Annotated in this window: 14 protein-coding genes and 1 pseudogene; 9 read left to right on the plus strand and 6 right to left on the minus strand. The window is 50.0% G+C overall.

Annotated features, from left to right (window positions below; all coding sequences use genetic code 11):
• Positions 1-144: 144 nt before the first annotated feature.
• The 5 genes from IT774_RS15325 to IT774_RS15340 all read left to right on the plus strand — a co-directional run bounded on the left by IT774_RS15325 (position 145) and on the right by IT774_RS15340 (position 4,824).
• Entirely contained in the window at positions 145-1,161 is a 1,017-nt protein-coding gene (locus tag IT774_RS15325; protein ID WP_195810537.1) for an aspartate carbamoyltransferase, read from the plus strand.
• 1 nt (position 1,162) lies between these two features.
• Entirely contained in the window at positions 1,163-2,443 is a 1,281-nt protein-coding gene (hemL, locus tag IT774_RS15330; protein ID WP_195810538.1) for a glutamate-1-semialdehyde 2,1-aminomutase, read from the plus strand.
• Between the two features lie 34 nt (positions 2,444-2,477).
• Positions 2,478-3,287, plus strand: a complete 810-nt coding sequence (locus tag IT774_RS15335; protein ID WP_232365018.1) for an adenylate/guanylate cyclase domain-containing protein — start codon at positions 2,478-2,480, stop codon at positions 3,285-3,287.
• On the plus strand, positions 3,236-3,565 hold the full coding sequence (locus tag IT774_RS17590) for a hypothetical protein (RefSeq protein WP_232365019.1): 330 nt from the start codon (positions 3,236-3,238) through the stop codon (positions 3,563-3,565). Before IT774_RS15335 ends, IT774_RS17590 begins: the two co-directional genes overlap by 52 nt.
• A 278-nt stretch (positions 3,566-3,843) precedes the next feature.
• Complete coding sequence (locus IT774_RS15340; RefSeq protein ID WP_408641188.1) at positions 3,844-4,824, plus strand: transposase; 981 nt, start codon at positions 3,844-3,846, stop codon at positions 4,822-4,824.
• 696 nt (positions 4,825-5,520) lie between these two features.
• On the opposite strand, the gene IT774_RS15345 is transcribed toward IT774_RS15340, so the two are convergent.
• Genes IT774_RS15345 through IT774_RS15355 form a run of 3 tightly spaced genes read right to left on the minus strand, consistent with a single transcriptional unit; the run spans position 5,521 to position 8,501 of the window.
• Positions 5,521-6,438, minus strand: coding sequence for a Dyp-type peroxidase (locus IT774_RS15345; protein WP_195810539.1), 918 nt, complete (start codon positions 6,436-6,438; stop codon positions 5,521-5,523).
• A 58-nt stretch (positions 6,439-6,496) separates the two neighbouring features.
• Positions 6,497-8,179, minus strand: a complete 1,683-nt coding sequence (gene ggt, locus IT774_RS15350; RefSeq protein WP_195810540.1) for a gamma-glutamyltransferase — start codon at positions 8,177-8,179, stop codon at positions 6,497-6,499.
• Between the two features lie 16 nt (positions 8,180-8,195).
• On the minus strand, positions 8,196-8,501 hold the full coding sequence (locus tag IT774_RS15355; protein WP_195810541.1) for a hypothetical protein: 306 nt from the start codon (positions 8,499-8,501) through the stop codon (positions 8,196-8,198).
• Between the two features lie 73 nt (positions 8,502-8,574).
• Between IT774_RS15355 and IT774_RS15360 the strand changes: the two genes are divergently transcribed.
• Positions 8,575-9,417: a glycosyltransferase family 2 protein gene (locus tag IT774_RS15360; RefSeq protein WP_195810542.1), complete on the plus strand. Its 843-nt coding sequence runs from the start codon at positions 8,575-8,577 to the stop codon at positions 9,415-9,417.
• Between the two features lie 36 nt (positions 9,418-9,453).
• Here IT774_RS15360 and IT774_RS15365 read toward each other — a convergent pair whose 3' ends face one another.
• The gene (locus tag IT774_RS15365) at positions 9,454-9,816 is read right to left on the minus strand and encodes a hypothetical protein (protein ID WP_195810543.1); all 363 of its coding nucleotides are present in this window, start codon (positions 9,814-9,816) and stop codon (positions 9,454-9,456) included.
• 349 nt (positions 9,817-10,165) lie between these two features.
• Between IT774_RS15365 and IT774_RS15370 the strand changes: the two genes are divergently transcribed.
• Positions 10,166-10,531: a DUF4870 family protein gene (locus tag IT774_RS15370; RefSeq protein ID WP_195810544.1), complete on the plus strand. Its 366-nt coding sequence runs from the start codon at positions 10,166-10,168 to the stop codon at positions 10,529-10,531.
• A gap of 157 nt (positions 10,532-10,688) precedes the next feature.
• Here the strand turns inward: IT774_RS15370 and IT774_RS15375 are convergent, their stop codons facing one another.
• Both IT774_RS15375 and IT774_RS15380 read right to left on the minus strand, forming a co-directional pair.
• A complete protein-coding gene (locus IT774_RS15375; RefSeq protein ID WP_195810545.1) occupies positions 10,689-11,936 on the minus strand; it encodes an ammonium transporter in 1,248 nt (415 codons plus the stop codon).
• 30 nt (positions 11,937-11,966) lie between these two features.
• Positions 11,967-12,305, minus strand: a complete 339-nt coding sequence (locus IT774_RS15380) for a P-II family nitrogen regulator (protein ID WP_195810546.1) — start codon at positions 12,303-12,305, stop codon at positions 11,967-11,969.
• A gap of 177 nt (positions 12,306-12,482) precedes the next feature.
• On the opposite strand from IT774_RS15380, the gene IT774_RS15385 reads away from it, so the two are divergent.
• Together IT774_RS15385 and IT774_RS15390 are read left to right on the plus strand one after the other, a co-directional pair.
• Positions 12,483-13,331 (plus strand): hypothetical protein, encoded by an 849-nt coding sequence (locus IT774_RS15385; RefSeq protein WP_195810547.1) that lies wholly within the window; start codon positions 12,483-12,485, stop codon positions 13,329-13,331.
• 101 nt (positions 13,332-13,432) lie between these two features.
• A pseudogene (locus tag IT774_RS15390) lies at positions 13,433-14,191 on the plus strand (DUF808 domain-containing protein); the annotation flags it as partial.
• Positions 14,192-14,196: the final 5 nt, after the last annotated feature.

Below are 14,196 nucleotides of genomic sequence, written 5' to 3' on the forward strand. Positions count from 1 at the left end.
AATACGACCATCACCGGTGGTGGCACAGTGCTCTGGATTAAATTTTATATAATCAGGGCGCCCATGAGATTGTGCAGACGGCGGCTCTACACGCTGCCATGAGTTTGCTAAACTAGGGTGTCTACATTTGGAGGTGAGGCCTTTATGTCGCAGTTTACCGGCAATCATATACTTTCGGTTGACCAATTCGACCGTGCTGCAATCGAAAAGGTGTTTGCGGTGGCAACGACCATGCAGCCCTACGCCCGGCGCCAAAAACGCACTACTGTGTTGGATGGCGCCATTTTAGGGAATTTATTTTTTGAGCCCAGTACCCGTACCCGGGTCAGTTTTGGCACCGCTTTCAATCTGTTGGGCGGTGAGGTACGAGAAACCACCGGCATGTCCAGCTCGGCATTAGCCAAAGGTGAATCGCTGTATGACACCGCCAGGGTGCTAAGCGGCTACTCCGACATTATCGCCATGCGCCACCCGGCCGCCGGCTCGGTAGCCGAGTTTGCTCAGGGCAGCCGGGTACCAGTGATTAATGGCGGAGATGGGGCCAATGAGCATCCCACCCAGGCACTGCTTGATCTTTTCACCATTGAGCGTGAACTGCAATACGAAGGCAAAGGTATTGATGGACTGCATATCGCGATGATCGGCGATTTGCGTTATGGCCGCACCGTGCATTCGTTATCGCGGCTGTTGTGCCTGTATAAAAATATTCATTTTACCCTCGTTTCACCCCCGGAGCTGGCGATGCCCCCTGCGGTTATTGAGGCGATTGAAAATGCCGGCCACCGGCTCACCATCAGTACCCGTCTGGAAGGGACCCTGGATGCCGACATTTGTTATCAGACCCGCATTCAGGAAGAGCGTTTCGAATCGCAGGAAGAAGCTAATCGCTATCGCGGCAAGTTTCGTTTAAACCAGTCGGTCTATACCAAACATTTTCAGTCAAAAACTGTCATTATGCATCCTTTGCCTCGCGACTCACGAGCCGAGGCCAACGAGCTGGACAACGACTTAAATCAAAACCCAAACCTTGCCATATTCCGACAAACCGACAATGGCGTACTGGTCAGAATGGCGTTGTTTGCGCTTACCCTGGGCGTGGACCACCTGTTAACCAGTTACGAACGTGGTGTCATTTGGCATAGCAATAAGAGTAGCGAATAATATGCAAAAATCTGAAGCACTGTTTACCCGGGCTCAGCAAACCATTCCCGGAGGCGTTAATTCGCCGGTACGCGCGTTTAAAGCGGTTGGCGGCACACCCCGGTTTATCACTAAAGCTGACGGCCCGTATATGTGGGACGCCGATGGCAAACGCTACATCGACTACGTCTTGTCCTGGGGGCCTATGGTATTGGGTCACAATAACAACAAAATCCGGGAAGCCGTGGTAGAGGCAGCCGCCAGTGGCTTAAGTTTTGGCGCCCCCACCGAAGCAGAAATTCTGATGGCCGAAAAAATAAACCAGCTGGTGCCGTCGATGGAAATGGTACGTATGGTCAACTCTGGCACCGAAGCTACCATGTCTGCCATTCGAATCGCCCGTGGCTATACCGGTCGCAATAAAATTGTGAAATTTGAAGGCTGTTATCACGGCCATGCGGATGCTTTGCTGGTAAAAGCCGGCTCCGGTGCGCTCACCATGGGTGTCCCAAGTTCGCCCGGGGTTCCCGATGAGGTGGCCAAACACACTATGACGGTAGAATTTAATAATATCGACAGTGTGAAAGAGGTTTTCGCGCAGGAAGGTGACGATATCGCCTGCATCATTGTCGAACCGGTAGCGGGCAATATGAATTGCATTCCCCCGGTCCCGGGCTTTTTAGAAGGTCTGCGCGAGCTATGTGACCAACACGGTAGTGTGCTCATCTTTGATGAGGTCATGACCGGCTTTCGGGTGGCCCAGGGCGGCGCTCAGCAACGTTATCAGGTGACCCCGGATATAACCTGTCTGGGTAAAGTCATTGGTGGTGGTATGCCGGTGGGCGCATTCGGTGGTAAAAAGGATATCATCACCTATGTTTCTCCCACCGGCCCGGTGTATCAGGCCGGTACGCTTTCGGGTAATCCGGTAGCCATGGCCGCGGGTCTGGCCGCGTTGGAGCAACTTGAAGATGCGACCCTGTATGACAGTATTTTTGAAAATACCCAGAAGCTGGCCGACGGTATGCAGCAATTGGCCAACAAGCATGGTATTGCACTTACCACTAATGTCGCAGGAAGTATGTTTGGACTTTTCTTTACAGATGTTGATAAAGTGACTAATTATCAGCAGGCTATTAATTGTAATACTGAACAGTTTAAGCGTTTTTATCATGGCATGCTCGAGCAGGGTGTGTATCTGGCGCCAGCCTCATACGAGGCCGGGTTTGTTTCTAAGCTGCATGATGAGGCGATCATAGATGCCACACTGGAGGCTGCCGACAAGGTATTCGCCAGCTTGTAACAGGTCATAAAAAGAGGGATCGAGGTTGACTGGAATGATGTTATTACTTCTGTGTTTAACCGCCGTTGTTAGTATCTATGGCGTTCTGGTTACGCTGTGGTGGCAACGCACAAAACGTGCGTTGCGCACCGCAAACGAGCAGGTATTTAGTCACCATGAAGGCCCTTTGGCTGAAACCGAGCAGGAAAAAGCCAAAATGTATAAGCAGCGCGCCGACGAAGCGCTGCACCTTACTAACGCGATTCAAAAATTCATTCCCCGCCAGTTTGTTGATCACCTTGCCAAAAGCGGCGCCGCCGATTTGAAGCTTGGGCATGCTGCCGAAGATGAAGTGGCGATTTTGTTTTGTGATATTCGTGGCTTCACCGGGCTCTCTGAAGCCATGGAGCCCCATCAACTGATGCAGTTTCTAAACTCTTATTTTTGTCGGATGAATGAGCCTATTCATCAGAATCGCGGGTTTATCGATAAGTTTATTGGTGACGCCATCATGGCGCTGTTTGATCACCCCGGCGGCAGCCCCAAGCAAAAAGCCGCCGATGCGCTGCAGGCCGCGTTAGACTTGCGGGTAGCGTTGGCCTTGTACAACGAGCACCGGGCCAAGTCCGGTTATGCGCCGTTGGGCGTTGGCATCGGTCTGCATTATGGCGATGTCATTTTGGGTACGGTGGGCAGTGAAGATCGTATGGATACCACGGTGATTGGCGATAGCGTCAATATTGCCTATCGTCTGGAAACCCTGACCCGCGCTTTAAAGCGGACATTATTATCAGCGAGCCCATGCGCGATACTTTGCAAGATACTCCGGGTCTGCAAACCCGCTTACTTGACTGGGTCAGAGTAAAAGGCCGGCGGGCTCCATTACGTATTTATGAAGTATTAAACCACCTGGCCCCGGATGAACAAAAGCGCCGGCAGGAGGTTCAGTCTGAAATTAATGAAGGTTTGGCATGTCGTATCAACCGCGACTGGGATGGGGCCTTACTACATTTTTACAAAGCCGTAGGTAAAAATCCCCAGGACACCCTACCGCGTCACCATATTGCCGTTATCGAACAGCTGCGCCAACGCGATCTGGATGAAAACTGGGATGGTGCTATTGAAGCAAACCCCATCGCGTAACAGCCAATACGCTGAGCAGGTTACAAAGACAATTCGAACCACCACTGTGGGTAGCACCGAACAGATATGCTATCCAGCTTCTTATTTGGACACCCACAGCTTCTTACTTGTTACTTGGACACCCAACTTAGTGTTACTTGGACACCCAACTTAGAACACAGCAAGCCTGGACACTCACCTTAGAAAAGACACCCTCCTATCAAAAAATCTCGAAACTCCCCCTCCGGTTCTGCATTTTCACGCACAAGGTACAGTAGCCATAAGATAGCTCCCTAAGCATGATAAACACTTCTCAATCATTTGGTTTACCTGTCATGCCAAGGCCAAGAAAAAGCCTGATATCCCTATCGGACACCCCTTATTATCATTGTGTATCACGTTGTGTAAGGCGAGCCTTTTTATGCGGAAAAGACAAGTTCACTGGCCAAAGCTATGAACACCGTCGACAATGGGTTGAGCAGCGACTGCTGTTTTTGGGATCTGTTTTCGCCATTAATATCTGCGCTTATGCGGTGATGAGCAACCACACTCACGTAGTGCTGCATGTCGATAAAAATAGCGCGATGCAATGGACGAGTGAACAGGTTTTACATCGTTGGCATCGTCTATTTCAAGGCACATATCTAACCAAGCGCTATATGCATCCAGAAGAAAGAAAGACATTATCTGCGGCTGAAATTAATACAGTAGAAGCTACAGCAAACATTTACCGGGAACGGTTGTACGACATAAGCTGGTTTATGCGTTTACTGAATGAATACATCGCCAGACAGGCAAACAAAGAGGACCACTGTACCGGAAGGTTTTGGGAGGGCAGATTTAGATCTCAGGCGTTACTGGATGAAACTGCCCTGGCCGCGTGCATGGCTTATGTTGATTTGAATCCGGTACGTGCGGGTCTGGCCAACACACCGGAACACTCTCCCCACACGAGCATACAAAGACGCATTCAATCCGCCAAACTCAACCAGCAACCAAGGCAACTCAGAGCACTTTCTCACGCTTCATCAGAACCTTCAGCCAACACTCTCCCCTTCCTCCTTGAAGATTACTTTGACCTTGTGAAACAAACCGGCCGCCAGCTTAAATCTGACCAACCACTGCAGCCAACAAGCAATTTTTTCTTATTAAAAAAGACAGGGCTTTCACCGGAAGATTGGGCCTGGCTTATCAAAAATATTGAAACACAGTTCAACAATCGTTTAAGTCTTGCTGCAGTACATAAAAAGTTGAAATGTCGCTGTCCACAGGTCGCTTAATTGAATATGCATCAGTAACCAAGCGATACCTTCCCCCCGAATACGCCATAACCCAATATCGGCAAAGGCAAGAACGAAAACACCAGGCCACATATCCAGCCCAACTCGCTACCTTTACAATCATAAAGTCACAGTATTCAAACTTGTTTTATCTTCTAACCGCCGTCGGTGCCAAAAGTTACCTTTAGAGTGACTGTCCATAAATCATTCATAGAACCCTATGGGTGGGTGTCCATAGATATTGCTCTAGGATGGAATTCCATATATGAGGCGCAGCAAAAGTGGGGGCCCAAAGATGTGCTAGGGTGGATGTCCATTGATGTTATTGATGTTATTGATGTTCAAGGGTGGATGTCCATTGACGTTCATTCAAACTTGTTTTACCTTCTAACCGCCGTCGGTGCCAAAAGTTACCTTTAGAGTGACTGTCCATAAATCATTTTAGAGTGACTGTCCATAAATCATTCATAGAACCCTATGGGTGGGTGTCCATAGATGTTGCTCTAGGATGGAATTCCATATATGAGGCGCAGCAAAAGTGAGGGCCCATAGATGTGCTAGGGTGGATGTCCATTGTTGTTAAAGGGTGGGTGTCCATTGATGTTTCTAGGGTGGATGTCCATTGATGTTTTGATAGATGTTGGTTGCAGATGTGCCGTCGGCTCCTGGATTTATAGCCCTGCTATTTTAGAGGCTTCAACATCCACGTTGTCTGATAAACCCGATGGCGGGGGCAAAAAAGGCGCCGCCCGTTTCGGCGCTGGCGAAATCGAGCCAGCGGTCATAATCGCCATCCTCGTTGCCGGTCACCTGGTTGTGCAGCATGTTTTCAAATGCCTTACCCGAGGCGGCGCAGCTGACAAACAACAAACCTTGCAGGATAACATTGCCATAAGGCATACCCTGCTTGACGAGGGTGGGTGTCTCGCTTCCTGGCAACATTGGGCGGGCGCGGACACAGTGTGAGGAGGCTGATTGCTCCTCACTGTCGGTATTATGCTGGCGGGTTTTGCCTATGACCTGCTCTTGCTGGCGGTCAGATAATGACTTCCAGCGCCGTAAGTCGTAGCGGTAGCGTTGAATATGCAGATAGCTGCCACCTTCAAAAACCGGTTCAATCTCCGCACTGACCACCGCCACTTGACGACGCAGCATGCCCCGCGGATTTTCTGCGCCATATACAAAACCATTCAGATCGCGGCCATCCAGATAGCGGAAGCCCTGCACCTGTTCCTGCAACTCTACATGTAAGTGCAACAGCTCCATAATTTCATTGGCAATAGCGTGGCACACGTCCAGTCGGTCTGCCCGAATCTGTACAAAGATATCGCCGCCCGTATCCGGCGCACTTCGGTCCTCACATTCCATTTTTGGAAATGCAGACAGCTGTGCAGGTCGAGAATCTGGATAAAGCTCTTCCCAGAAACCAGCCCCGATGGCAATTAGCCCGGTGACCATAGCCTCAAAGTATTCGTTTTCGTAGTCATCAAAAATATCAAGAATGCGCGACAGTTTTTCGCGCAGTATCTGCGGATCATCATCGACCACATTTAACAATAAATACTGGGCGTGCAGGCTGGGTTCGGCGCATACACCTTTTTGGGGCTGCATCATGGATAAACCATTCCTTGTTACTAACTAAATGATGGTGCTTAGTTTTTGTAAAGTGTGGCTAATAGCCTGCAGCTTGTCCATCTTTTCGGCTTTCAGAGGCGCCAATAAATATCTGCCTCTTTGCATCATACATAATGGCCTGATAGCCGCCATACACGCCGATAGCCGGTTGCAGGGTATGGCCTCGCTCCAGTAATTCGCGCTGAACTTTTGGGCTCACGCCATGTTCTAAATGCACCTGCCCGCCGTCGGTCATCATCGCCCCCACCGGGCTTGAAGAGCCACTGTGTAACATCCGAGGTGCATCTCCTGCCTCCTGTAGATTCATACCAAAGTCGACCAGATTCATCACAATCTGCGCATGCATTTGCGGCTGTGTAGCACCGCCCATTACCCCAAAGCTGGCATACGGCTTGTTATTTTTGGTAATAAATCCAGGAATAATGGTATGGAAGGGCCGTTTGTTTGGTTCATACTCATTAAAATGTCCGCGTTCCAGGGTGAACAGCTCGCCGCGATTTTGCAGAATAAAGCCCAGTCCAGGCGGCGTCATCCCCGACCCCATACCACGATAGTTACTTTGGATCAGCGAGACCATATTACCATGCTCATCAGCCACACTCAGATACACTGTGTCGCCTTTATTAATACCTACATCAACCCGCTTGGCCGCTTGTTCAGCATCGATAAGACCCGCCCGGCGCTGCCCATAATCTTTGCTGATAAGCTGAGAGACCGGAATTTTATTGAAATCCGGATCTGCATAAAATCTGGCCCGATCGGCAAACGCCAGCTTCTTTGCCTCCACAAAGGTGTGAATATAATCTGCTGAACCAAACCCCATACCTTCAACATCGAAGTTTTCCATAATGTTTAAGATTTGCAGCGCCGCTATTCCCTGACCATTGGGTGGCAGCTCCCACACATCGACCCCCCGATAATTGGTAGAGACCGGTTCTACCCACTCGCTGGTATGGCTGGCCAAATCATCGTACGTCAGGTAACCGCCCTGCTCTTTCAGGTAAGCGGCGATAGTGTGAGCGATGTCCCCCTTGTAAAAGGCATCCGCCCCGCCGGTTGCAATTTTTTCGTACGTTGCAGCCAGCTGGGGATTGCGAAAGATATCGCCTTTTTTCGGTACCTTTCCGTCAATCAAAAAGGTTTCTGCAAAGCCGGGATAATGACCGATTCGGTCCTGATTCATTTGCCAGTAATAGGCGATAAGCTCAGACACCGGAAAGCCCTGCCGGGCGTAACCAATGGCCGGACTCAGCAATGTTTGCATCGGCAGGCTGCCAAACTTCTGATGCAGCTCAAACCAGCCATCTACCGCCCCGGGTACCGAGACCGGCAACGGTCCGAAGGTAGGAATTTTTGTTAGTCCCAGTCGGGCAAACTCGGCTTTTTTAAGTCCCTGGGGAGAGCGTCCGGACGCATTCAGACCATAGAGCTTGCGCTCTTTTGCTGACCAGACAATGGCGAACAGATCGCCGCCAATGCCGGCTCCGGTAGGTTCCACCAGCCCCAGCATGGCATTGGCAGCTATGGCCGCATCTACCGCCGTACCACCTTGTTTTAAAATATCCAGCGCAACCTGAGTAGCGAGTGGCTGACTGGTCGCAGCCATCCCGTGTTGTGCCAGGACCTCAGAGCGGCTGGCAAACGGTTCTCCGGTGACCCGGTCATAGGCGGCAGAGGCCATACTGACCAGCGCCAACAAGATGATAATACTCCATCGCATAGGTATCTTCCGTTAATCAAAACATCGTCACGGGCAAGTTAGCATATAACCGGGTGAATACGATGTAATAATTACCCAAAACTGAAAAGCCTTTTCGTAAATAATCTGCAGGTTCATCAACTGATACTTTTACCAATTTGCCGTTCATCGTACTTTTTTGGCCATACAGTGCGGCTAACCCGCAACTAATCCCAAACCCTGCTTTAAGACCACCAAAATGGCATAAATTACGCTTATTGACGGGTAGGGACAAATAGGCTATCTGTGACATATTACCTGTTTTTTTGGGTAGAGCGGCCACAGCCGGTGTTATTGTCTGCAAGCTTAAGTCCGGAAGATTTAACTATCGCGGTATATTCCCCTGTACCCGCGCTGCGCTAAGGAGGGACCACATTATGCATCCGTCTGTCAGTGTCGTAACCATTGTAAAAGGTCGAGTTCGTCAGCTTACCAATCTGGTTTCCAGCCTGGAGCAGGCAACACACAAACCTGCGGAGCTGATTGTAGTATGGATGGCGCCGCCCTGTTCTGAGTCATTATTGACCAGCCCTTGCTTCCCAATACGACATAAATTTGTAGCCCACGATGCATTACCTATCCCCAAAGCCAGAAATAAGGGCTTTCAGGCCTGTGAAAATGAGCATGTGGTCTATATGGATGTCGATTGTCTGTGTCCGGAAGACTTTTTCAGTCATGTACTGGAAGTCATGCATCCAGAACGGGTGGTAACCAGTCGGATTCTGTATTTACCGACGTTGCCAGAAGCGGTGAATTATCCGGTATTGCTGGAAGAAGCCCTGCCCTGTCCGAACGATTCGCAGCGTTTTTGGCAGGATGATCCTCATTTTGAAGCCTTTAACACCTTTTGGTTTGCTATGTTGCAAAGCGACTTTACCCGAATCGGGGGCTTTGATGAGCAGTATGAAGGCTTTGGGGTGAGCGATATTGATTTTGCGGCACGTTGTGAATCTGCGGGTATGACGCTGTACACCTTGCCCGACAAGATTTTGCATCAGTTTCATCCCCGGGTCGATCCCCCCATCAATCATCTGTCAGATATTGTAAACAACGCCCGGCTTTATTTTGAGCGGTGGGGGCAATATCCGCTGCAGCACTGGTTACACGAATTTGCCCGCGAAGGGCTTATCAACAGTGATTATGCCTCACAAGGACTGAAAGTTCGCAGGCTGCCTAGTGGCGAAGAAATTCAGGCGCATATGACACGTCGCCCCTATTGATGAGAATGAATCGATACTGCCCACGGCGGCATAGCGTTACACACTGCCCCACAAACTCACACTCACTTTAAATACCATCAATAGCAGCGTGTAGGCGGCAAAAATGTATGACTGGCGTCGACGAGCACTTAATAGCTCTTTTATATGAATACCGGCTGGCCCGATAAGCCGCGCTCGCCATAGAATCAACCAGCGGATATTAAGGTGATATACCTGTTGATTCAGGTTTAGCGAAACCCGCCTGAATGGCCACAACCCCAGCCAGCATCGATAAGCCGGCTGATTATTGTGATAGAGCAAAAACTCGGTGGTGAATCGATCATAACGAACATCAAACGTACCCAACTTTGTTACATGCTGCTGTTGTACAAAACGCATAATAAAGAAAATCATGATCATCAGAACTTCAGCTTATACTAAGGCGTTGGTTATGACTAAAATTAATTAATTTCAATTCCGAACTTGTTTTTTAAACACCTAGCAACCTGAAACTGTCCCCGCTTATAACGCAAGACATACAGGGACATCATTTATTTTTAGCACCAGCCTCAAATTTTCGATTGCAGTAACAAAAACTTTTTTATAAAACATGAAATTTGCAATGGTAAAATAGACACCAATTACAGTAAGCTACCTACGAAAAAAATGGATTTGTAGAATTCAGGAGTAACCGCAGTCGTCTGTTGCTTCGAGCGCTACACAATACGATGTTATTAATTTCATCAAACTGACAACAAGGGAGAAAACAATGTCAGAAACTCAAGAAACAACACTCGCAAGCCAACCGTTATCGTCAAAGGATGATGCGGCTAAAACCAATGCCCTCATTGCTTATGGCCTAATGATAGCCGGCTTGTTCACCGGTATTTTGTGGATTGTCGGGGCTATTTGGGCAATGGTGAAAAGAGGCGAGGCGCAAGGCACACCCTTTGAAGATCACTATACCAATATTGTAAACACATTTTGGTGGGGATTAGGCTTATCCATCGTTGGGGTTATACTGGCGTTTGTCGTAGTTGGTTATTTCATTTTATTAGGGGTTTGGATCTGGTCTATTTATAAAATCATCAAAGGCCTTGCAAAAATCACGTCAAACAAAGCGTACAATTCATAAACCAATTGCCCATACCATCAGGTCAAAAACCAATAACACGTTAAAACGGCCGTCGTGTTTTTTTGCACTCTTTAACAATGGGCTTTTTAGTTTATAATTCCCCCCTGATAAGTCACAATGCCTCGCTACTATCAGCGAGGCATTTTATGTCTGTTTGTTATTTTCGACTACCGGCAAAATCAGGGTACGCCTCCAGCCCACATTCGCTGGCATCCACGCCTTCAAATTCTTCTTCGGCGCTGACGCGGATCCCCAGCAGGGCTTTTATTGCCAGCCAGACCAGCATGCTCGTTACAAACACCCAGGCAAAAATCGTTGCCGCACCGGCCAGCTGGCCGGTTAACGCCACCTCAGAGTTGGTAACCGGGACCAGCACCAGCCCCAACAGACCGACCACACCATGCACCGAAATGGCACCTACAGGATCATCAATCTTACGCTTGTCCAGCCACACGATACTCAACACAACCAGCATGCCGCCCAACGCCCCGAACAGGGTGGCTTGCAGTGGCGTTGGCGTAGACGGTTCTGCGGTTATGGCCACCAGCCCGGCCAGAGCGCCGTTTAATGCCATGGTTAAGTCAGCCTTTTTAAACAGTACCCGCGCCAGTAACAGGGCGGCAATGGTGCCTCCAGCCGCCGCCGCATTGGTATTCATAAAGACCACTGCGACCGCGTTGGCACTTTCGACACTGGCGGTGGCCAGTACCGAGCCGCCATTAAAACCAAACCAACCCATCCACAAAATAAAGGTGCCTAAGGTAGCCAACGGTAAGTTTGCGCCCGGGATAGCATTGATTTTACCGCCAGCAGTATATTTTCCGCTGCGCGGGCCCAACACCAGCACCCCGGCCAGTGCCGCCGACGCGCCTGCCATGTGTACAATGCCAGACCCGGCAAAGTCAGCAAATCCCAGGTCGGCCAAATTGTACAAACCAAACACATCTTCACCACCCCAGGTCCAGGCGCCTTCCATAGGATAGATAATGCCTGTCATCACTACCGCAAAGGTCAAAAAAGCCCAAAGCTTCATACGTTCGGCCACGGCGCCCGACACAATTGACATGGCAGTGGCCACAAACACCACCTGAAAAAAGAAGTCGGCCGAAGGGGCGTAAGTAGCAGCATCTTCGCCTACGCCGGTGGCGCCGTCACCGGTGATGCCGGCCAGTGCCAGGCTAAAATCATCACCGCCATACATCAGGCCATATCCGCAAATCATATACATGGTGCAGGCAATGGCGAATAAGGCGATATTCTTGGTCAGAATTTCTGTGGTATTTTTAGCCCGTACCATACCGGCTTCTAACATTGCAAAGCCTGCAGCCATCCACATGACCAGCGCGCCGCACATCAAGAAATAAAATGTATCAAGGGCATAGCCCAGCTCAAAAGTGACTTCCATTATGGGGATCTCCGCAACAAATTAGGAATGCTATAGCGCTTCGCTGTCTTTTTCTCCGGTACGAATGCGTACCGCCTGTTCAAGGTCGTAGACAAATACTTTACCGTCTCCGATTTTGCCGGTTTTGGCGCCCTGGGCGATGCCTTCCACCAAGCGGTCGACCTGCTCATCATCCACCGCAATCTCAAGCTTGATTTTGGGTAAAAAATCCACCTGATATTCAGCACCGCGGTACAGCTCGGTGTGCCCTTTCTGCCGTCCGAAACCTTTTACTTCGGTGACGGTCAAACCCTCAATGCCAATCTCTGCGATGGCTTCGCGTACATCATCGAGCCTGAAAGGCTTAATGATAGCGGTGACTAATTTCATAAGTGGCTCCAAACCGGTAATAAACAGAAAATGAAACAGTATTACCCCTGATACAAATGTTGCGCCATTTATATAAAATTAATATCATCAACAACTTAAGGGAATATTCGTTGATATATCTGCGCTCTTTTGCACCGTATTGGTGCGCTTGCCCATTTATAAGGAAGCATACCGGCAATGATCGCCCTGCCGCATGATACGGAAGCTATAGCTGATGACATCGGGTCACTGCAATCGCCGCGGCGCCCGGTCTGTGCTCGTCAGCCGATGCGCTGGCATCTGAAGCCAGTGGCGCTATCGCTGCAGGCTCATATCGCCATTATTGGCGCGTTGATATGGCTATCTTCGCTTTCAAATCCACCTGCTCAGCCGCCCGGTCGCTCTGTTGTAAAAGCCATCAACGCCAGACTGTACAGTGCACCATTCCGGCCAACACCGGCGCCGGCGAAATCGGGGGCGGTGTCGCAAACGTCAGTACTACCCACAACGGTACAGCCGGTGGTCACGCCTCGAAGCACCGCTTCAGATACCGCTGCAAATGCGCAACCACCCCAACCCGACAGCTCTGCCTTGCCAGTTCAGGTCGCCCCGTTACCAAACACGCCGGATTTAGACCACGCCGAGCCTTTAAATACCGACCGCATTTCGGCACCTGAACACACGCCCGCTGTAAAAACGCCTGCTTCGACCTCTGCGAATACCATCGGGGGGTCTGTGCGTCAGGCCACGGCCAGTTATTTTTCAGCGGTGCGAGCACAACAACAAGATCAGCTGGCGGCCGGAGCGGCCCGACAGTTTCAGCAAGGCAAAACCACCCGAACACTGCAGGACACCCGGACCATTACACAGATACAGGCTTTGCCAGATCCGGCCGCGCCAGTCACGGTAAATTGCGCTGGCAAGGTTAACCAGTCTCTGGCGTTTGTCAGTATGCTCAGCGGCGGAAATTTAAAATGCAGTGAGCCCACAAAACATCTTCAGCAGACCATCGACAAACGGGTGCAGCAGCACACCGTTAAGCGCTAGCTATTTTCACCAAAAGCCGGTAGCGTCTAGCAGATGGGTCGTTTTGACAAAACCATTCACCCATGGTGGGTAATGACTGAGATTAACAAGGAGTTCTGCACGTGGCGGCAGCAAATTTACTGGCTTTAATAGATGATATTGCCACCCTGCTTGATGATGTTTCGGTGATGTCTAAAGTGGCAGCCAAAAAAACCGCCGGGGTGTTAGGCGATGATTTAGCCCTCAATGCCAATCAGGTTCAGGGGGTGCGGGCCGATCGTGAACTTCCGGTAGTCTGGGCGGTCGCCAAAGGGTCATTGCTGAATAAGGTTATTCTGGTTCCTGCCGCCTTACTGATCAGCGCCTGGCTGCCTATGCTTATCACCGTATTACTGGTGCTGGGCGGCTTGTATTTATGTTACGAAGGAGCCGAGAAGGTAATTCACCGGTTGTTTCCCAAAGACTCCCCCACCGAAGCCAGTGTCCGTCTTCAGCAACTGGCTACCGAAGATATTGATTTGGTTGCTTTAGAGCGGGATAAAATCAAAGGCGCCATTCGTACTGACTTTATCTTATCGGCAGAAATTATTGTGATTGCGTTGGGTACGGTTCAGCAAGCCAGCTTTACCACCCAGGTTGGGGTGCTGTGCGCACTAAGCGTGGCGATCACCTTTGGGGTTTACGGTTTGGTGGCGGCCATTGTGAAACTGGATGACGTGGGGCTGTACCTGCTCAGAAAATCATTAACCGGTGGCTTTAATCAACTGCAGCGGCTGGCAGGGCGGGCATTACTTATCGGCGCGCCATTGTTGATGAAAACCCTGGCCTTTGTGGGCACCATTGCGATGTTTTTGGTGGGGGAGGTATTTTAACCCACAGTATTGAG

The sequence above is a fragment of the Salinimonas marina genome (genome assembly GCF_015644725.1).
Classification (GTDB): domain Bacteria; phylum Pseudomonadota; class Gammaproteobacteria; order Enterobacterales; family Alteromonadaceae; genus Alteromonas.